This is a genomic window from Nostoc sp. 'Peltigera membranacea cyanobiont' 213, from assembly GCF_002245975.1.
Classification (GTDB): domain Bacteria; phylum Cyanobacteriota; class Cyanobacteriia; order Cyanobacteriales; family Nostocaceae; genus Nostoc.
Map to the genome: position 1 here is coordinate 1 of NZ_NOLI01000102.1, position 20,737 is coordinate 20,737.

Genomic DNA, 20,737 nt, shown 5'->3' on the forward strand with positions numbered 1-20,737 from the left:
GCTCGTAAAGGTATAAAACATCCCCCCATCCCCGTTCTCTCTTGATCCTTTTTTGATGGGGGAGAGTGAACAACTACGTCCCCCTATGGGAATTGATTAATAATCCGAAAGCCGGAGGTGGTCTAAAGCCTGGGAATTCTGGGGTAAATAGTAAAAACTCTTTTCTGAGGCAATATGTTCTAGTTGATGCCACAGATTGCTATGGTGCAGTCGTAGCTATTGGTGAAATTCAACCCAACTTTGAAGGAAAAACACTGCTAGTTGCATTTGAAAAAAAAGGTAGTGATGGTAATGTTGTGCCTTTAATAGATGAAGGATTTGCTCGTTTAGTAGTTCCAGGTGATAAAGCTGGAGGTCGTTACGTTAGTAATGTGAGAAATATTGTCATATTATCTGCTCCTCCTTCTCCTTTGAAACCAAAATATTTCTGATATAGAGACTAAGGTTGTCAGTCTCAATAATATCAGCAATAACTTCTGGACACATTTGTAAATCTATTGAGTGTGACTGGCGAAAAGCAAGTTTTACGCCTACCATATCTTCAATAATTAACAAAGCCCAATACGGTTTGGATAAGCTATTGAGGCAGGGAAGGAAAAAGAGTATTGAGCAATAATTCTTTCTCAAGAACTGCTCAATAACTGCTTGCCTCAACTGATAACTTTTTTAACCGAGGATTATAAGTAACAAAGTCAACACTTGTCTATATAAAGTAATTTACATTTATCCAACTAAGTTGGTAATATTAGCTTTGAGGATAAAATACCCAAAAACTTGAAGATTCTAGGAACAGATGAAAAAATATTTTTTGACAGGTTCTTTGGCAGCTTGTGCCTTTAGTGTTCTGATACCAAATCAAGCTTTTGCAGCTAATCTCAACTTATATGGAGCAGGTAGTTTAAGAAATGCACTAACGGAAGTAAGCCAAGACTTCACCCAAGAAACAGGAATAGGAACGAATACAGTATTTGGGCCATCAGGGATTAGAGAGCAAGCAATAGAAACAGAACTCCAACTGGGACAGCCTACTGCTGATGTCTTTGCTAGTGCAGATATTGGAAATCCCCAAAAACTCTACATTAAGGGGTTGAGCAGTCAGCCAGTGGAATTTACTCAAAACCAGGTTGTAGCGGTGTTTTCCTCAAAGTATTCCCAGGCAAAAATTACACCAAATCAGGTATTAGATTACTTACTAAATCCCAACATCAAGTTGGGAATTGCAACACCTATATTAGATCCTCTTGGAGACTACACTCAACAGATATTTACTCAAGCTAATTCAAAAAACCCTGGTAATTTTGATACCCTCAATAGTAAAGCCTTACAATTAACAGGTGGAACGAATTCCCCAATAGTCCCATCAGGACAGGACAGCTTAGTATATTTTCTTAACAAAACTCAGCAAGCAGATGTTTTCTTAAGTTACTATACTGGCGCGATCGCATCGCAAAAAATTGATCCGAGCCTGCAAGTAGTTGGGCTACCAGATTATTTGTCTGTTGCAGCACCATTCGGTTTAACAGTTATCAAAAATGCTGACCCGAATGCACAGAAACTAGCAGATTATATTTTGTCAGAGAAAGGACAGCAAATTTTGCATAAGTATGGCTTTACTAGCCCTACCAAATCAGTACCCGAACCCAACTATGTTTGGGGACTATTACTAGCTGCGGCTATGGGTTTAGCACTCAATAAAAAATTGGCAGAGCCAAAGCAAAAGATACAAGTTTAAAATCTTGGATAAACTGAATCAAAATTGCAGCGCTCGGAAAATGATTGTTGGCAGCGGCAATCATTTGTATAATCCTTACTACGAGTGAATCATTATAGAAAAATGAATGACGATTAGCTTATGTACCAATAATTATCAGAATGTACCAAAATAATTAAGTAGACACATTACTAAAAACAGTTTTGAATGAATGTTTTGCCAACTTTAACTGTCCATTTTACTATTCCCCTATCAACTTTTTCAGCATCTTCTAATACCAGTATGATATCTAAGTTCTTCTGTAAGAGAGAAGATAACATCTCACTAAATGAGGATAATCCAACAATCTGATAATTGTTACTATTACCTAGTTCAGAATTATCTTATAACTAGGGAAGAATCAAAATATGGAAGTTAGCGCTCGTAATTCCTTAAAAGGAACTATTAAGGAAATTCACCCAGGAGCAGTCAACTCTGAGGTCATATTAGAAATTGTGCCTGGAGTGGAGGTAACTGCAATTATTACCAAGGAGTCGGTAGAGCATCTCCAACTTCAAGAGGGAAAACAAGCGATCGCTGTGATTAAAGCGTCGGATGTCATAATTGCTACAGAATAGCTCAAAATGAGTCGATAAGTTGTGGCGATCCGCTTATAGAGCGATCGCTACAATTATCTAACTATTTTGGTAAAAGTTGTAGCAGACTGCAAAAACAAAGGACTCTTTAGTATCTGCTAATCCCTGACTGTTTAGCGCTCTTTTGTGTCTCTGGTGAGATAAAAATGCTCTGATTTGCTGAGATTCTTAAAATCTTAATAATTTGATAATCAAATGGTTTAAGAGTCTGGCAGCCAAAAGCAAGTCTGTAGATGCAAACGGTGTTGAGTTGCATTAAGAGAAATAGGAGATACCATGTGCCAAGAGCGATCGCAACGTACAATAGCAACTGAATATTGCGGCAAGGGTGGAACTTCTTTAACTACAGATGTAGTTTGATTATCTTTGAGAACTTGAAAACACCCTCGCCACTCTCGGTTCCATCCCTCATTGAAATAGAAAAGATGAGTTACATGTTTACGTGGGATATCTGTATGAGGACGGTTCCAAAATCCTAAATCATGTCGTGTTAAATAAATTGTTAGTGAATGGTTTTTCAAATCCAAATTAGTAAGATGCTCCATTGCCTCTCGATAATCAGGAGTGAGAAGTTGTTCAATCAATTTTTGCCAACTAAGACTCAGATCCTTGATATCTTGTAGACCTTTGTACTTACTTTCATCCAGAATGCAGCGTGCAAAAAACCTGTAGTCATTATATGTATATTCCGGGTATCCATCTGGCTCAAAGTCTCTAGCATGATATTCTTTATAGTTTGTAGTAGGAAAACTATTTGCTAGTTCAGATTGTACTGAAGTGTCAAGCAAATTTTCAAATACAATCCATTTATAGGGAATTGACTGCATACTTGCATTACTAATTGCACTCAAGTTCAACATAATCCCTCTTAAAAAACTTTCAAATAGTTTATCAAAACAGAATTCAGGAGTCAGGAGCCAGAATTCAGAATTTAATTCTGTGCGACTGGCGGATGAATAAATGGGTTTAAGACCCCCACGCTTATCGAAGATTTAATAGTCTTCAATTAGTAGGGGATTCAAACCCGCCACTAATTGATTCTCACTCCTGAATTCTGACTTCTGAATTCTTCTTCAATGCTGTTTAACTAAATATTGCTCCAAATCGTCTATCATCCGATTGGCTGCAAGGGGGCCAAACTGAACCCAGTAAAACCCCACGTTATGAACTTTTTTCTGCTGGACGACTTTTAATTTCGACCACAACGGTTTTGCTTTCAGTTGTTCAAGCATTGGGTGTAAATCCCTTGTGCCCAGTGCGTCTTCTGATACTAGAAATAAAATATCTCCATCTAACTCACTCAGGAGTTCCTCTGATAAAGCGTATGCAGCAGGGCCACCACCTAGACTCAGGGTTGCTTGACTATCCAAAGTTTGGGAGTTAGGACGTACAACACCTGCATCTTTAAGAATAACGCCTGAAAAACTTGCCTTCGTCCACAGCCAAAGTGCATCAGTACGCAATTCGGCAACCGAGACTAAAGTTGTGTTCAGGCGATCGCCCATTTTTGCTTTAAACTGTTTTAAACGTGCATAATAATTATCCATTACCTGCTGGGCTGTTTTAGTTTTACCCAGAACACTGGCTGTGAAAGCAAAAGATTCTTTCCAAGCTCCACTGGCTCCAGGAGGAGCCAAAACAGTGGGCGCAATGTGTGATAACAGTGGATAAATATCTTGATGAAAATGCATACCAAGAATTAGGTCTGGTTTGAGAAACAAGACTTTTTCGATACTAGGAGAGAGCCAATCTACATCTTCAATACCTGATAGCGGGCCTACTAATCGCTGCAATTGTGAGACAAATAACTTTGAGGCAGCTATAGGTTTGATCCCCAACGCCAAAGCATTTTCTAAACAACGACCACTAAGCACCACAACTCGTTGAGGATGAGCCGGAACTATTGTCTTACCCATTAAGTGCTGAACTACTCGAACCTGACTTAAAGAAGAAACACCCTTGTCATGGCTAACTTTTGGGTAATTAAAAAAGAAACAACCGTTTAGCCACACTACCACAGCAAGCAACCCTAAAAGGGGCAGGGATATGACAAAACACTTGGTTAACCAATGAGTCGTTCTCATTACAATTCCCATTTCACTGTCAACTGTGCTGTATACGGACGACCAGGAATAATTCTTTGGAGATAGTCAAAGCTTGCTTCATAATATCGAACATTAAATATGTTATTCAAGTTGAGTCCAACGCTAAAGTTGTTATTCCGATAGTACAGAGCTGCATCGGTGAGAAAGTAGCTTGGGATCGTATATGTATCCAAACTATCTGGCATTTGATCTCCAACGTAGTTAAAGCCAATCCCACCTCCAAAACCTTTGAGAGAGCCAGTACCAAAGGTGTAAGTTGTCCACAAACTAGCGACATGCTGTGGTACTCCTTCTACTCGATTCCCGACTGGAAGATCATTGTCTTTGGTAATGCGTGCGTCTGTATAACCGTAGAAGCCAATCACATTCCAACCGGGAAGAATTTCTCCGGTGACACTCAGTTCTACTCCCCGACTTCTTTGTTCTCCTGTTTGCACACTATAATCGGGATCGGTAGGATCGGTAGTCAAAATGTTAGTTAGTGTCAGTTGATATAAAGCAAGTGTTGCCGAGAGTTTGTTATCGAATAAATCAGTCTTAACGCCCACTTCATACTGAGTACCCAACTGTGGTTGAAAAAGGCTGTCATTTTTATCTGCACCCGTTACTTGTTCAAAAGAGCGGCTATAGCTGGCGTAGAGTGAGACAGGCGCTATGGGTTGATAAACTATGCCTACCCTTGGACTAAAGGCAGAATCAGACTGGACACTCGCCGTTGAAGCAATCCGATTGGCAAACTCATTCTCTACTAAGTCATAACGTCCACCCACAAGTAGTTTGAGGTTATTGGCAAGTGTCACTTGGTCTTGAAGATAAAAGCCTAAAGCATCATCTCTAAAGTAGAGATCAAGTCTTCCAAAAGTATCACCTAGTGGTTGACCATACACTGGGTTAAAAACATCAAGAGGGGCCGCAACTGCTCTAAGTATATTAATACTTTGGGTTTGTCTAAATAAGTCAAACCCCGCCAAAAGTTTATGTTTTATATTACCAGTGTTGAAATCACCAATAACATGAGTATCTAAAGTATAAGCTTCATACTCTGTTGGCTTTGGAAAAGTAGTCTGTGTTCTTTCGACAGTGCGGTTGTCTGCTTCCAGTAAACTGGTAACAGCTGTTTCACGTAAATCAAGGGTTAAAAATGCAGCTTGAAATGAATTACTAATAGACCAGTTATCGTTAAAGCGATGTTCTAGATTGTAATTATATCTATTAAGCTGGCGGTTAAAGAAATCAGTCGGTTCCCCTAAATAACGGTTAATAGGGATTTTGCCATTTGGGTTAGGAAGTATAGTTGCACTAGCAATCTGCTCAGAACCAGTACCTAGCGACTGTTGTATGTCTTCATATTCTGAATCAAAAGTTAGATTTGTATTTTTCCCTATGCGCCAATTAATAACAGGCGAAACGAAAAAACGCTTTTCATTATAAAAATCAGTAAAGTCTTCTGCGGTTCTGTAAGAAGTGTTTAAACGATACGACAGACTGCCATCTTTTGTTAGAGGACTAGAAAGGTCAAGTGAAGGTTGAAAAAGTTCATAAGCACCACGCCTTACCTCTAAGGCATAGTAAGGTTGACTCAAAGGCTTTTTAGTAACTATATTAATGATCCCACCTGGATTGACTTGACCATAAATTACAGAGTTTGGCCCTCTAACAACTTCTACTCTATCTATATTTGTCAGCGAACTTGAGAAAGCAGCACCATCTGCAAAGCGGTCTTTGATGCCGTTCCTATAAACGTTTCTGGCTCTAAAACCTCGAATAGAAAAAGTGTCTGCAATTCGAGATGAAAAATTATTTTGGACAACGCCAGCATTTCTGAGTATCCCAATTAAGTTACGCGGTTGTTGGTCTTCGATAACTTGTTGAGGAATCACCTGAACCGAAGCGGGAATATCACGCAATGGTGTATCTGTTTTCGTTGCAGTAGTTGCATCACAAAGCCGATAACTTGTATCTGGTGGAGCAATCACATTTAACTCAATGGGCTTTTCTGGCTCTGTTGTAGATGGTTTTTGTTCTGGCGTTGTTGTTGGCTGTTGAGCAGTAGAAGTACTAGGAGTCACTCCAAAAACTAAACCTTCTTTTGTACTATCAAACAACTCCACCGCAGGCGCACCCATTTCCCCAGTCACCGTTACTCGCAATGTGTTCGCATCTAAATTTGCAACTGTAATTAATGCAATTCCGGCTACTGGCTTTGCTTGTCTAAAATCCCCACTTCTTAGTTGCAACTTAGCATTAGGGATATCTGCAATATAGGAATTACCCTCAGTTTTCGGTGAAATTTGTAACTTAAGAGAATTAGCTGTGACTAAAATTAACTCTATCCCTTTATCAGTAGAGTTAACCTTCACATCCGTAACTAATACCACATCTGTAGTTGCTTGACTAAGTTCGGGAAATTTATTCTGCTCTCTAGGTACTCTCCATAAATATGAAGCATTAGTTTTAGGAAGCTGTAGCTGATTCAATGTTTGAATTTCTTTAAAAACTTCACCTGAGCGTACTAAAGTTTTTTTGACTAACGGTTGTTCAGGATATGCTGGATTGGCTAAAGTTAGAGAAACAACAGATATTAACCAGCAAACAGCAGGATATGATAGTCTGATAAACATTTTTACACACACCACTTAGTGAATACTCGGCATTGAAATTGAAAATTAAGTATAATTTTCCTTTCAGTCCGTAGCTCCCAATTACTATTACTAACTAAATTGGTAAACAGATACATTTATACCAACCCAATTATTGTAAAAATATATAACTTTTCAGTGTTTGCATCTTATTCGAGCCGGAATTTTTTTTATTCCATCCGGAATTTTTATCTGTGACAGGACTTAGGACTTACCCCAAACTTCTTACGAAAAGCATTACTAAATGAAGGTAAGCTAGCATAACCTACTGTTCTGGCTACTTCTGTGACATTCATATTTCTTTCAATAAGCAGCTTATAAGCTAGTTCCATTCGGCAGTGATGCAGATAGCCAAACACCGTAGTCCCAAAAACCTGCTTAAAGCCTTGCTTCATTGTGCAATCATTTAAACCTACTTGTCGTGCTAGTTTAATAAGAGATGGTGGTTTGTCTAGATGTTTTAACAGAATTTCCTTAACATTGTAAATGCGGTCAATATCTGATGGCTTGAGTTTATTAATCTGGAAGCAACCTTGGTTGATTTGTACTTCTTGCTCGACTAGCATTGCTACCAGTTCCCAAACCTTACCTTCAAGATAAATTTGTTTAGTAAAGCCTTGGTATGGACATTGAAGGATTTGCTGTACTGCTATTTGCATTGCAGGAGTTTGAGTTCCATAGCGTTCATAAGTTGGTTGATCCCAACGTCTAATTAGATGTTGTAATTCTTTTGGGAGTTTACCAGATGTCTTTTCTGCAAAGCTATGAAACACATTTGGATGTAGGTGAATAGCTACTTCTACTATCCGCGCTAATGGCTCTAATACAGCGCACTCAGATGCCATACCACTACCACTTAAAAAGTATTCTCCTGTCTTGAACTCAAGGTTTTTAAATTCGCTCTCTAACAAAATAAGGAATCGAAATTCTAATGGATGCTTTCGCTCATGAAGTTTTAAAATGAATGACTTGGGCTGCTGATAATTGGAAATTTCTAAAGATATGCTATCTCGTAGCTGAATCTGTCGCCAATACCCTTGCCCAAATTGATACTTTCTGGTGATATCAAAATCATCTGAATTATCATTATTATGAACTATTCCTGCTTGGTATAATAGTTTTATGTAATCTGGATACGGGAGTATTAATGTCATTGTAATTGTAAGCTAATATGAAGTATTTAAAGAGTCAAAAAAACAGAAACTTGGCTTATCGAGTAGATTCGGTTGTTTGAACCTATCCCACTATTCTAAAAATCCCTACTTCTTTTCGTAAAATGTGCTTGAAAACCTTGATTTGTCGTTTTCAGTTCTCAATAAGCCTAAGCTTTATAGCACAAATATTATTAGTGGAATAGGTTCTTATAAAGATGTTGTTTACGAATTTTCCGAGCAAGAACTGCCACCACACACCAGACAAGAAGGATCGCGAAAAGAATGTCGTTTGGCAAATTCCATTCGCATTAAGTCGATTGTCAGCAGTTGTGACAATAAAGGTTCACTAAACTTAGTAATCAGCTTTATTACCTCTAATGCACTAAGACAAGCTAGTGTCCCAGAAACAGCACCGAGAACCGCGAACCCACGTTGATCCCAATCTGGCTTTTCTGGAAACAAACATGATAGACAAGGAGTGACACCAGGAATAATGGTCGTCAGATAAGCTTCCATTCCGTCCATTGCAGCTTCTACCATTGGTTTTTGCCAGCGCACGCAAGCCTGATTGAGCAAGTTTCGCTCTGTGAAATTGTGGGCGCAATCAACAGCTATATCAGCAGATTGCACTAAAGAGTCTACATTCTCTTTTGTAACGTAATCATGAACTGCTTCCACCTGAATATCAGGATTAATAGCTTGCAGAGTTTCTCTGGCTTTGAATACTCTTGGCTTACCTACCCAATCATTTGTCATCAGAACCTGACGATTCAGATCATCTAGCCGTAAGTCACCACCCCGAACTAGGATTAGCCGCCCAACACCCGCTACTGCCAAATATAGAGCTGATGTACCGCCTAATCCCCCTACACCTGTAACCAAAACCGTTGCAGACTTCAAGCGCTTTTGTCCTGCTTCTCCAAAATTGGGAAGCATCATTTGGCGGTGATAGCGTTCTAACTCACTGGGTGTTAAGTTCATCGCTTTTTAATTCTTTATCAGTCGTAAAATTTACCACCTAGTTGGTAGCAAGTATTGTACTTGTCTATACATTTTCCTGATTTTCTACCTGTAAAGTTGGTATTTGTTCCAAGGACTATTAAGGGAGCTATGTGCAAATATAGCGATGTCTATGATGGTCACTAACTTGTACTGAGCGCAACCGTTGGCGCAGCCTCTCGCAGAGAAGTAGCTTGTCGTACCCCTCCTCTTAAGCAAGCTACGCGGAGCGTCTCCAAGAGTTGTGCGGACTATTCGGTGTCGCAAATGTGGTGCTGCTCTGTCTGCGGAGATGTCGTGATAGTCCTTTATTCGATCATTCCTGCTCTTTGACCAGCACCAATCTATTACTGCCAGTTTGCTCTTTGTCCTGGGTTAAATGCCCAATGAAATAAACCCCGCAGCAAGGCTGTGGGGTCTTTTAGGTATTATTGCTTTCTAGTGGGAATACAGTCAGGGCTGATGCAAGAATCAGTACGGCATCTATAACTGCTGCCTTTGGGTTGAGATTTATCCCCCTTCATAGTGCGGGATATGACTTGATAATTCTCAAAGAATACTTGGAACAATTACTAGTACAGCAGTTTATCACTATCTTGGGACATCGGAAGCCTGCGATCGCAATCCTATGCAGACATTTGCTGATGTGGCTAATAGACTAAGTATCTTTGGTTTAGCTTATCTACATATTATTGATGGGAAAGTTGTAGTAACGAGTTACCTACCGGTAGGCGTAGCCCGTCGTAGACATCGCTCTACAGGGGGCAATCAAACTGCCCCCCCTTAATAGAATCTCAACAATTACTTTAGCCGACGGCAATAATTACGTCTGATGATTTAATTATGGCGTGGACTTCTTTACCTTCAGTAAGTTTGAGATTTTCTGCTGATGATTTGGTAATAATTGCAGTCACCTCTACCCCTGGTGCTACTTCTATCGTTACTTCAGTATTTACAGAGCCAACGACGATGTTTTTTACAGTTCCTTTGAGAGCATTACGAGCGCTAACTTGCATTTGATGACCCCTAGTGGTTTTTTCTTTACACGTAAATATTAACAAGTAATTAAATGAATCTGTATGATTACAAATAGAAAATATATGAATTTTTACTATTAATATAGAAAATATACGTGAATAATTTACTAAATAATTTGTTTGGTATTTGCATCTTTTTAAACCAACTTATTTGGTAATAAAAGGAATACAAAGTAGTTAGTTCAACTAACCACTTTTCAGACTGTTATTTGACAGATGCAAGATAAGTTTTCGGTGCAAGTTCATCTTTTTTGAGGTCTTCATACTCCAATTAGATCGTTCTATCGGGTATCCTTCTCCTGTCGGAGACGCTACGCATAGCTTGCTTTCACGTATCGCTAAAGCGAAAGCTCCGCTAACGCGTAGCGTCCCGTAGGGAAGTAGTGCAGAATCTTGCTACATTTCAAAACAATATTTGGGTAAAAATTCATATTTCCTTTTGCAACGGCAGTCTCCACAATTCGGGAAGGCATTCTATTAACAAGTCGGCAAAGCCACCTAGCAGACTGTCTCCCTGTTGTAACGACTACCGTCTTTTTAATGCAAAATTATCTAGAATCGGAATGTAGTACGAACAACTCCTGTATAGATAGTGTCATTATTGCTGTTCTGTTCTGGGTTAAATATCACAATCAAGCCTGGTGTAATTGAGATATTGTTATTCACTTGGTAGCGATATAGTCCTTCTAAATGGAAAGATGTATCGCTATCTTCACGAAGATTACTAGTAGCAGTAAGAACAGCAGGGCCAAAGTCATTACTCGTCACCTTGGGTGGTTGACCAAAGATTAAACCTCCCAAGTTACCCTTTTTGCCTAAATCAGGGAGAGCTAAAGTGACCGCCCAGTTCCAGATGTCTGCCTTATCACCTCTATTAACATTTGCACCAGAACTAACCTCTGCGATCGCTTGACTATACCCAACCCAACCAGAAAGTACCAATTGGGGGTTGAAACGATAACTGGTTTCTATCCCATAATGATTGGCTGAAGTGGCAACACCAGCACCAAATGGGGTATTAGCGAAAGCGCTACCATAAGCCCCCGAAACGGAAACATCATTATTACCACCAGTAAAGTAAGAGTGTGCATAGCTCAAAGCAAAAGTTAAGTTTTGGTTGGGCTGGAATGCTAATTGAGCTAAAGCACCATAACTACCATCAAATAGCCCTGCACCAGCACTAGGATCATAAGCTCTTCTAGCAAGATAACCCCCAGATAAAGTAATCGCGTCGCTCAATTTAAAGATGGCGCTGACCCCTGAACCTGTATTACTAGCAGAACCCGTATTACTGGCGCGGTAAATAGGGGAGAATCGACCAAACCGCGAAAGAGATCCAATCGGGGTTGAGGACAGCAAAGGGTTAACAGTGTTGAAGTTGTCGTAGAACTCCCCACCAATAGCATCAACAATGACATTGATTTTGTCACCTACCGGGAAGCGATAATATAATTTGCCCACTACAATGGTGTTGTCGTTGTTCCCGTCCCACGATACACGGGTCATGTTTGTACCTGTGACTGCCCCACTAAAGGCTGTGGTGTTGTTCGCTTCTAAACGGGTAAACAACTGGTCTTTGCCAGTGAAACTACTAATTAGATTCAAGCGGATGCGATCGCTGAAAATCGCATTGTCCTGAAGCCTTCGTCCACCTGATGCTGTATACTCGTTAGCTCTTGCAGCCTCTCTAGCTGTACCCGCAGGAGCTGCTTCAATTCTTCTCCAGCGATCGGAATCTAGCGCTCTATCCCCACCAAACACACTCCCAACAGAGAAAATTATTTCTGCATTTAACTTGGTAGTAGTCGAAAATTGTTGATTTTCCAGGTTTGCATTCCGAGCTTCCAACCCATCTATCCGTCCCCGTATTTCAACTAGCCCGTCAGCAAATTCTTCTTGCAATTTTCGCAAGGTTTCTAAGTCTTCTTTTGTCACTAAATCTGCTGTGCTAGTAGCAATCAATTCATTAACCCGATTCAGACAAGCGTTAAGACCTGCGGCAAACTCATAACGAGTCATTGCCCGATTTCCTTGGAAACTGCCATTAGGATATCCAGCTATACAACCGTAGCGCTCAACTAAAGATTGTAAAGCCTGGAATGCCCAATCTGTAGGTTGCACATCAGATAGTTGAGAGACTGAAGTAACCTGACTCATGACTGAGTTCGGATTTTTGCTGCTGCGATCGTTGAACTGCGGGATCTGGTCAGATGAAGTAACGCCGATAGGTGCAGTCAAAACAGCTTGATTATCTGTTTGAGCAACCACACCTTCTTTTGCCGGAGACTGAGTAGTCTGCATATCTGCTGGAATAGCTGATGCACCTTGAGCATTCACCAGACTAACTACTAATAAGATTGGAGCAATCAACAATGAATTATGTAAAAAACCAGACATTAACCTCACACCTCAAATACTATTAGACCAACTTGATTCCTGAAATAGTTGGTACTAAAAAACACCCAATGCATTATTATTACCAGATTTTCAGCTTTTTACCATATAAGTTGGTAAAAAGCTGGCAAAATTTTAGTCAGTATCGGTACAGTTATTGATAACAGTCAGTTATAAGTGGTAATCTGTGATTTTTTACCAGTTTTTTTGGTTACTAGTCCGCTAGATTGGTAAATTATGAATTAATTAAGAAAAAATGCTTGAGAGACTGCAAATGAATAATAAACGAATGCTGACTTTTGTCAGTTGGGTATTTATCTCGTTTTTGCTAATCGTCGGCTGTAGTCAAACGACTACACCTAACTTATCCTCAACTCCTAGCCCAGCAGCCCAAACAGCAAATTTGACGATATCAGCAGCTGCTAGCCTCAGGGATGCAATGGACGAAATCAAACCTCTCTACACTAAAGAGAAGCCAAATGTTACTCTGAGCTACAACTTTGGTTCATCAGGCGCTTTGCAACAACAGATTGAACAGGGTGCAGGAGTTGACGTTTTTATCTCAGCTGCAACTAAACAGATAGATGCTTTACAGAAGAAAGGTTTGTTAGTTGATGGGACTCGCAAGGACTTACTGAAAAATCAATTGGTGTTGATAGTACCGCAAAATTCCACAACTGTGGCTGATTTCAAAGACTTAACTTCACCACGCATTAAGAAAATTGCTCTAGGCGAACCTAAAAGTGTCCCTGCTGGACAATACGCTCAACAAGTCTTAACGTCATTAAAAATTCTTGATGCCGTTAAAAGCAAAGCCGTCTATGCCAAAGACGTTCGTCAAGCTCTCAATTACGTAGAATCAGGCAATGCTGATGCTGGGATCGTCTACCTCTCAGATGCCAAAAGTACGCCAAAAGTCAAAATTATAGCAACTGCATCTGAAAAAACCCATTCTCCCGTCGTCTATCCGATCGCAGTTCTTAAAAGTAGTAAAAATGTCGATGCCGCTAAGGATTTTGTGCAATTTTTATCGGGCAACCAAGCCAAAACTGTGTTTGAAAAACAGGGATTTACGGTAGCTGGTAGTTAACACCAGAGAAATTTTGACAAGGCTGGTTGAGGATTCAAAGCACTACTCAAACCAGCCCTAATAAGCACCGTTCTTATCCACAAAACTATGCCACTGGATTTATCGCCCCTCTGGATATCACTTAAAACTTCATTACTTGCAACATTTATTACCTTCTTCCTTGGCATTTGGGCTGCCTACTGGATGCTGGAATATCGCGGCAAAGGTAAATCTTTGATTGAGGGTGTCTTTGTTGCTCCTCTGATTTTACCCCCGACAGTTGTCGGCTTTTTACTACTGCTATTTTTTGGTAAAAATGGCCCCGTAGGTAAACTCATGAAGCCTTTAGACTTCAGTATCGTTTTTACTTGGTATGGTGCTGCGATCGCTGCTACAGTCGTCTCGTTCCCGTTAATGTATAAAACTGCACTAGGAGCGTTTGAACAGATTGACACTAATCTCTTGCGGGTAGCCAGAACTCTTGGTGCAACAGAAATGGCAATCTTCTGGCGCATCAGTCTACCTCTAGCACTGCCCGGAATTGTAGCGGCTACAACTCTCGCCTTTGCCCGTGCTTTGGGTGAATTTGGTGCCACGTTGATGCTGGCGGGTAATATCCCAGGACAAACGCAAACGATTCCAATGGCAATATATTTTGCTGTGGAAGCGGGAGCAATGGATGAAGCCTGGTTTTGGGCGATCGCCATTATGGTAATTTCTTTATCTGGAATTATTGCAGTCAGCTACTGGCAGGAAGTTAGAGAGAAGAGGAGACAAGGGAGACAAGGGAGACAAGGGAGTGAATCGTTTTCATTGTCTGTACCTGACTCCGCAGTAGGACTATTTGTGGATATTGAAAAACGACTCCCGAGTTTTCATCTTAAAGTGTCCTTTAACACCAATGAACAACCCTTGGGATTGTTGGGGGGTTCTGGAGCAGGTAAGAGCATGATTTTGCGCTGCATTGCCGGCATAGAAACGCCCACAATTGGGCGTATAGTCTTAAATGGCAGAGTCTTGTTTGACTCAGAACAAGGAATAAATGTGCCTTGCCGCGATCGCCGCATCGGTTTTTTAGTGCAGAACTATGCCCTCTTCCCACACATGAGTGTGGCGCAAAATATTGCTTTCGGCTTACCCAAAGGGTTATCTGCTCTTAATATCAGGGCGCTCTTAGAAGAACAGCTAATAGCCATGCAGTTAGAGGGATTAGGCTCACGCTATCCGCACCAATTATCTGGAGGTCAACAACAAAGGGTAGCTTTAGCAAGAGCATTGGCAAGTCAGCCAGAAGCGTTGCTACTGGATGAGCCGTTTTCCGCACTCGATACCCACTTGCGTAGTCAACTAGAACAGCAAATGACAGAAACTCTAGCTGATTACCAAGGCGTAACTCTATTTGTTACCCATAATATGGAAGAAGCTTACCAGATTTGCCCTAGCTTATTGGCATTAGAACATGGTTTAGCAGTGCATTATGGCTCCAAACACGATATTTTTGAGCATCCCACCACTGTAGGTGTCGCCCAATTAACCGGGTGCAAGAACTTCTCTCGTGTTGTTTTTGAATCATCAAATCAGGTGCAAGCACTTGATTGGGCTTGTAGCCTCCAAGTAATTGAACCTATCAACAGCAAATTATCTCACGTTGGCATTCGCGCTCATCAGCTCATCTTTACCAACGACTCATCACAGGTGAATACCTTTCCCTGTTGGCTAGCACAGACAGTTGAAACACCTCACCGGATGACGTTATTTTTAAAACTACATTCTGCTAGTAATAGTCATCAGGATTACCATCTGCAAGCAGAAGTCTTCAAGGAAAAATGGGCAACCATAAAAGACGAACCTTTTCCTTGGTATGTGCGTTTAGATCCTCTGCGTTTAATTTTGATGGAGTAGTTTGAGTTTGCGTTCTACAAGAGGTAACACCAATTCTCCAAAAGCTACAGACGCTCTTATGCTCTTACGCAAAGACGAGGATCGTTTCGTTGCGTGCGGGGGTTCCCTCCGTTGAGCAAACTGTCCGTCGCGGAGATTGATCTGTTGCGACATTATAGAGAATTGGTATAAAAACTTAAAAAATGCCAGTCATATCTAGTTATTGTGATGATTCCATGAATAATAGTATCGAGAAAACTACCCGAAGGTAGTTCATAACAGCTAGTACAGCATGGCGTAAATAAGCCACCCCTGACGCTCGTTCGCTCTTAGCGTCTCCCCTTGGGAGAAGACTCGCTCGGCAGTTTCTCATGGGGGGAACCCCCTTCTCTGCGAGACGCTCCGCGAAGGCGCTAGCCTCTCCCTTTGGGAGAAGACCGGACTGCCTCACCATTCCAAATCGCTTAAAACAAATACCAAAAGTCTTGTATAAATACCAATAAATTTGGTATTGTGATTGCAAATTATCTTTGCGAAATTCACGTCGGTAATTTATTGAAGAAAGTTTTTAAGAAAATACTAAGGCGTATTTACAAATTGCCCCACTTCTGATCGCAGGGGGGGCAATAAGTTGCTGTGAAATTTGCATTAATTGGAGTGAGGTCTGATGAAATCATCTCAAAAACTCGGACTGATTATTTCTGGAATCACCAGCGTTTTTATGAGTACTGCTGTGGTTAGTAGCACTTATATTCCGAAAGCACAAGCTATTCCCAAGAAACAAGCAGAAAATCTTGTTGTCAACGGAGTTTTTACAGTAGACCCGCTTGTAAGTCCTTACGATCGCACCAGGAATAATCCTTTCATTTCTGGATGGTTTAATAGTACTGCGGCTGATGTTGCCACTACTATTTTTTTAGAAAATTATACCGTTGATAATGCTGAGAACTATTCTTTGAGTGTACGTCTTGCTCCACGTTACGATGATAACGGCCCTATTTTTACCTACATCTCACAGAAACTCAAGACTATACCCGGCCGTCAATATGAACTAAGCTACTATCTAGCAAACGCAGATGATGACCCAAATGAGAATGTATTTCAGACATACGTAGGTGGAAAATTAATTGATGAGAAAGTCAATGTTGGCTTTAACAATAAGGGTGATATTGTCGGATTTTTCAACGATGGTACCAAAAGACGTGGTTTTATAGCTCGCAAAAAACCAAGTAACTAATATTCTTGTCTTCATGACACGAAATTTACAAATAACTCATGCACATTCTGATCTATTCCTACAACTATCATCCAGAGCCGATTGGAATTGCTCCCTTAATGACCGAATTGGCAGAAGGACTAGTAAAGCGAGGTCATGAAGTGCGAGTAATTACCGGAATGCCCAACTATCCTCAGCGCGAGATTTACGATGAGTATCGGGGTAAGTGGTACGTTAATGAACAAAAAAATGGCGTCACAATCCAACGAAGTTACCTGCGGATTAAATCTAAACCCAACCTCCTAGATCGGCTTTTATTAGAGTTGAGCTTTGTATTCACCAGCTTGCCACAAGTCTTTAAAGGTAAACGTCCAGATATGATTATCTTAACAGTTCCGCCTCTTTTTGGTACATTACCAGCAACAATATTTAGTTGGTTATACAACTGCCCATTAATTCTGAATGTGCAAGATATTTTACCAGAAGCTGCCGTGCGTGTTGGGCTACTGAAAAACAAATGGATGATCCGAACTCTTACAGCCTTAGAGAAATTTGCATATCGAACTGCACACACTATTAGCGTTATTGCTGATGGGTTTAGTGAGAATTTAGTGAATAAGGGAGTACCTGTTAATAAAATTGTTTGCATTCCTAATTGGGTGAATATAAATTTCATTCGCCCTTTACCTAAACACAATAACGCCTGGAGACATACACATCAACTGGATGGCAAATTTGTAGTACTTTATTCGGGCAACATTGCTTTAACGCAAGGTTTAGAGACAGTAATAGAAGCAGCAGTTTGTTTGCGTCATATCAAAGATATCGTCTTTGTGATTGTTGGCGAATCAAGAGCATTGCAAAGGTTACAGGAATATTGTCTATTAAATGGAGCCGATAATGTTTTGCTCTTACCGTTGCAGCCACGTGAAAAAATACCCGAAATGCTAGCAGCGTCTGATGTGGGGCTGATTGTGCAGAAGTGCAATGTGATTTCTTTCAATATGCCTTCAAAAATACCACTACTGCTGGCGAGTGGACGCCCGATTGTAGGTTCAATTCCCGCCAATGGTACTGCTGCTAAAGCGATCGCACTCAGTGGTGGTGGGATAATTGTGGAGCCAGAATCACCCAATGCAATGGCCGCTGTAGTACAGGATTTGTATAACAATCCTATTCTAAGAGCGAAGCTAGGTAATCAGGGAAGACAATTTGCTGTAGAAAACTATTCTTTGGAGCAAGCACTTGATCGGTATGAAGGATTATTTTCTGATATTGTTGCCAACCGGGCATCATCTGAAGGTATTTTGCCAAAATTCAATGTGTCAAAGAGCTAGTACCGCAAGGTGGAAGTCAAAAGTCAAAAGTCAAAAGTCAAAATGAATACATCGTAAGAGTTTCGTTGATTTGGAATGGGTGGTTTATTTACACCGTGCTGTACTAGGGCTATCATTGGCGAATGATTCTGGATTTATCTTGAAGCACTAAAACAGCGTTACTAAAAATTAATCCTCGTAAAGTCAAATTTAACAACTATCATAAAGTATTTAGTGAATCATTAGATTTTGTGGATAAAAACCGAGGATATACCCTAGCTCTAGCTGTCTGTGAAATACTACTGCCTTGATTAATACCAAATTTTCGCCTATTCACCTGTTTGACTAGGCTTCATCATCTGATGTTTCTTCAATCTCGATTTCCCAAGGTTCTCCTTTATAATCTGGTGAAAAAAGGTGAATTTTGCCCTTGTTGGAAAACTGCTTCAACTTTTTGATGAACTGGGGAATAGCATCGACTATATGCAGATAACTTTCTATGTCATAACAGATAATGAGTAACATCAGAGGACTAGTATTTATCTTGAAATACCAGTGACAATTTGATAGTAAAACTCGCATAATTGGGCCGCAGGCTTGATAAAATCGCCTGCAAGTGGCTTCTTCTAATTGCCTGTAGAATAACTCGTTAAGTATGGGTGCTCCAGTTGGAGGCAAATCATCTGCGGGAAGGGGGAATTTATTCATAGTAAATAACTAGGGATTGGGAATTATTAGTCAAAAAAAAACAATGCTCATGCGTTTTTTCATCACGCCATCTTTGAATAGATGGCGCAACAGGCACTTTTCTAATTGCACCCAAAGTAGGGAAATCATAGTAAATGTTCTTGTTTTTGTGTTGCAAGCCATTGCAGTTCTAACCACAAACGCGGATCTGTCTGCTTTACCTTCGACATCGGATCTCGCAGCAGATGTGTAGCATTTAGGCAGACAACTTCAACTAATCCTGTATATTCTGCTACTTCTCTGAGTATAGATATTTTGGCTTTGACATCAGCAATCAGATTGTCAGGGCAATAAATAGTGAAGTATGGCAGAAAGTGAACACGAGGTCTTCCCCAATAAGACTCAATGAGTTTAACATGACAGTGTTTTAGCAATTCATCGACTTGTGGGAAAGAATGAGCAATAACCGTTTTGAATTCTTTGACTAGCTCTTGTTCATACCAACTTGTGTTCATAGTTATAACTTTCATGCTGAAAGTAGCAATTGGGAATTTTGAATTGTGAGTTAGTTTTTCTACTAATCACTGATAACTAAGCATTTACTAGCCTTGGTGCAAAGATTTTTTGGGGTACTGTGTAGTACAAAAAGGTCGGCGAAGCAATTTTTTACTAATGCTGCTTCCATTCTCTTCAAACACTATCAAGTGTAATACTTGCTCTAGCAAACACCGTTTGTCAAAAATGCCTTGAATCAGCACTTCTAGTTCAGTTGCGCCCTTGGCAGGAAAATCTTCTCCATCAATGGTGCGCCAGGGTAAAAACTCCTGCCAGTCTGAGGTTAATGTACCGATTCGTGCCCGATTTCCATAAGTAACAACTAGGAATGTATTGTAGTCAAACAGCTTTGGTATTTGTTGACAGTAGGTCTGAATTCGCTGATAACCTTCTTTGAAAGTCGCCTGTTCATCACTTAGCTGAATCGAGGCAATAACTGCCAAGGGTAAACCGTTAATAAACACAACTACATCAGGACAGTGAGTATAACTCCCCTCAACTATAGTCAAGGGATGAATAGCTAGCCAATCATTGTTTAGTAGATTAGACGTATCAATGAGACACACAAAGTCATGAACTATTTCTTCGTTATACAGGTATTCAACTTCCACACCATTGGTCAAAAATTTGTGAAAGCGACGGTTATTTTCCAGCAAGTCGGAACCATACCATGAGTGCAAGTAACCTGATAGAGGGAGCAATGCGATTTTGTGAGGTGCTAAAACCGAGAACGGAAATAGGTATTTCGGGATGCGATCGCAACGAAATAAACCTGGTTTTATTGAGAATATGGCGATGTAGTTGATAATTAAACCCCGATCTCACATTTTCGCATTGCTCCCCCTGATAGATAGCTGCGGCGATCGCCTCATCCGGTTTTGTCGGGTTAATTTTCTGCAAAGCACTATGAAGGCGCTCATACAGAACTACCTCAGTATAATTACTGCGCCCTATCTGATGTTTACCCAAAGCAATATCTGGCTCTAATAAAACTGTATAGCCAATAACCTCGAACCAGGTAAGCGCATATGGTGCGATCACTTCTCTGCGTTCCCTGCGGGATGCTAGGCGTTTGCGTAGAATGCTTTTGAATAGGGGTACGCCCAACCCAGGCATCGCAGATTGTGTGAAATCAAAACGTCGGCGAAGCTTTCTTGTAACAAGACTCGCTTTGGCAGTTGTTTTTTTTTAGCTGTGCTGGATTCATGAACAGTAAAAGACTTAATTTTAGTCAATGCAGGAGCTAGGCACGAGTTGATCAGCATTGGTTGGTATATTTTTGATCGAATATACGACTTGATAGTAACTATCAAAGCTGAAGTTGATCGGCAAGATTGTA

Annotated in this window: 18 protein-coding genes and 1 pseudogene; 8 read left to right on the forward strand and 11 right to left on the reverse strand. The window is 40.5% G+C overall.

Translation table 11 applies throughout. The features are described from left to right. Positions 1-65: 65 nt before the first annotated feature. The 3 genes from CDG77_RS23595 to CDG77_RS23605 all read left to right on the forward strand — a co-directional run bounded on the left by CDG77_RS23595 (position 66) and on the right by CDG77_RS23605 (position 2,328). Positions 66-431: a hypothetical protein gene (locus CDG77_RS23595; protein WP_223269939.1), complete on the forward strand. Its 366-nt coding sequence runs from the start codon at positions 66-68 to the stop codon at positions 429-431. 362 nt (positions 432-793) lie between these two features. Beyond that, complete coding sequence (gene modA / locus CDG77_RS23600; RefSeq protein WP_094331791.1) at positions 794-1,732, forward strand: molybdate ABC transporter substrate-binding protein; 939 nt, start codon at positions 794-796, stop codon at positions 1,730-1,732. Positions 1,733-2,118: 386 nt separating this feature from the next. Continuing rightward, entirely contained in the window at positions 2,119-2,328 is a 210-nt protein-coding gene (locus CDG77_RS23605; protein ID WP_094331792.1) for a TOBE domain-containing protein, read from the forward strand. Between the two features lie 218 nt (positions 2,329-2,546). On the opposite strand, the gene CDG77_RS23610 is transcribed toward CDG77_RS23605, so the two are convergent. The 5 genes from CDG77_RS23610 to CDG77_RS23630 form a co-directional block, all read right to left on the reverse strand. Then, complete coding sequence (locus CDG77_RS23610; RefSeq protein WP_094331793.1) at positions 2,547-3,206, reverse strand: 2OG-Fe(II) oxygenase family protein; 660 nt, start codon at positions 3,204-3,206, stop codon at positions 2,547-2,549. A gap of 213 nt (positions 3,207-3,419) precedes the next feature. Next, positions 3,420-4,430 carry an ABC transporter substrate-binding protein gene (locus tag CDG77_RS23615; protein ID WP_190234051.1) on the reverse strand — a complete coding sequence of 337 codons (1,011 nt, stop codon included), beginning with the start codon at positions 4,428-4,430 and terminating at the stop codon, positions 3,420-3,422. After that, positions 4,430-7,072 (reverse strand): TonB-dependent siderophore receptor, encoded by a 2,643-nt coding sequence (locus tag CDG77_RS23620; RefSeq protein WP_094331795.1) that lies wholly within the window; start codon positions 7,070-7,072, stop codon positions 4,430-4,432. The genes CDG77_RS23615 and CDG77_RS23620 overlap by 1 nt, the downstream gene beginning before the upstream one ends. A gap of 206 nt (positions 7,073-7,278) precedes the next feature. Continuing rightward, positions 7,279-8,244 (reverse strand): helix-turn-helix domain-containing protein, encoded by a 966-nt coding sequence (locus CDG77_RS23625; protein WP_094331796.1) that lies wholly within the window; start codon positions 8,242-8,244, stop codon positions 7,279-7,281. 222 nt (positions 8,245-8,466) lie between these two features. Then, positions 8,467-9,225 (reverse strand): HesA/MoeB/ThiF family protein, encoded by a 759-nt coding sequence (locus CDG77_RS23630; protein ID WP_094331797.1) that lies wholly within the window; start codon positions 9,223-9,225, stop codon positions 8,467-8,469. A gap of 476 nt (positions 9,226-9,701) precedes the next feature. On the opposite strand from CDG77_RS23630, the pseudogene CDG77_RS37860 reads away from it, so the two are divergent. Then, positions 9,702-9,851: pseudogene (locus CDG77_RS37860) on the forward strand (substrate-binding domain-containing protein); the annotation flags it as partial. Between the two features lie 198 nt (positions 9,852-10,049). Here CDG77_RS37860 and CDG77_RS23640 read toward each other — a convergent pair. Next, complete coding sequence (locus CDG77_RS23640) at positions 10,050-10,259, reverse strand: TOBE domain-containing protein (RefSeq protein ID WP_094331798.1); 210 nt, start codon at positions 10,257-10,259, stop codon at positions 10,050-10,052. A gap of 573 nt (positions 10,260-10,832) precedes the next feature. Continuing rightward, positions 10,833-12,677: an iron uptake porin gene (locus tag CDG77_RS23645; protein WP_094331799.1), complete on the reverse strand. Its 1,845-nt coding sequence runs from the start codon at positions 12,675-12,677 to the stop codon at positions 10,833-10,835. A gap of 271 nt (positions 12,678-12,948) precedes the next feature. Here CDG77_RS23645 and modA (CDG77_RS23650) point away from each other — a divergent pair, with 271 nt between their 5' ends. From modA (CDG77_RS23650) to CDG77_RS23670, 4 genes are all read left to right on the forward strand, one after another. Continuing rightward, positions 12,949-13,764 (forward strand): molybdate ABC transporter substrate-binding protein, encoded by an 816-nt coding sequence (modA, locus tag CDG77_RS23650; protein WP_094331800.1) that lies wholly within the window; start codon positions 12,949-12,951, stop codon positions 13,762-13,764. Positions 13,765-13,851: 87 nt separating this feature from the next. After that, entirely contained in the window at positions 13,852-15,645 is a 1,794-nt protein-coding gene (modB, locus tag CDG77_RS23655; protein WP_094331801.1) for a molybdate ABC transporter permease subunit, read from the forward strand. Between the two features lie 646 nt (positions 15,646-16,291). Further along, positions 16,292-16,861, forward strand: a complete 570-nt coding sequence (locus CDG77_RS23665; RefSeq protein ID WP_094331803.1) for a hypothetical protein — start codon at positions 16,292-16,294, stop codon at positions 16,859-16,861. A 38-nt stretch (positions 16,862-16,899) separates the two neighbouring features. Beyond that, a complete protein-coding gene (locus CDG77_RS23670) occupies positions 16,900-18,177 on the forward strand; it encodes a glycosyltransferase family 4 protein (RefSeq protein ID WP_094331804.1) in 1,278 nt (425 codons plus the stop codon). Between the two features lie 324 nt (positions 18,178-18,501). On the opposite strand, the gene CDG77_RS23675 is transcribed toward CDG77_RS23670, so the two are convergent. The 4 genes from CDG77_RS23675 to CDG77_RS36785 form a co-directional block, all read right to left on the reverse strand. Beyond that, the gene (locus CDG77_RS23675) at positions 18,502-18,864 is read right to left on the reverse strand and encodes a hypothetical protein (protein WP_094331805.1); all 363 of its coding nucleotides are present in this window, start codon (positions 18,862-18,864) and stop codon (positions 18,502-18,504) included. Positions 18,865-18,989: 125 nt separating this feature from the next. After that, positions 18,990-19,358: a hypothetical protein gene (locus CDG77_RS23680; protein WP_094331806.1), complete on the reverse strand. Its 369-nt coding sequence runs from the start codon at positions 19,356-19,358 to the stop codon at positions 18,990-18,992. Positions 19,359-19,445: 87 nt separating this feature from the next. Next, entirely contained in the window at positions 19,446-20,099 is a 654-nt protein-coding gene (locus CDG77_RS23685; protein WP_190234052.1) for a type I restriction endonuclease, read from the reverse strand. After that, positions 20,041-20,514, reverse strand: coding sequence for a hypothetical protein (locus CDG77_RS36785; RefSeq protein WP_190234053.1), 474 nt, complete (start codon positions 20,512-20,514; stop codon positions 20,041-20,043). The genes CDG77_RS23685 and CDG77_RS36785 overlap by 59 nt, the downstream gene beginning before the upstream one ends. Positions 20,515-20,737 lie beyond the last annotated feature (223 nt).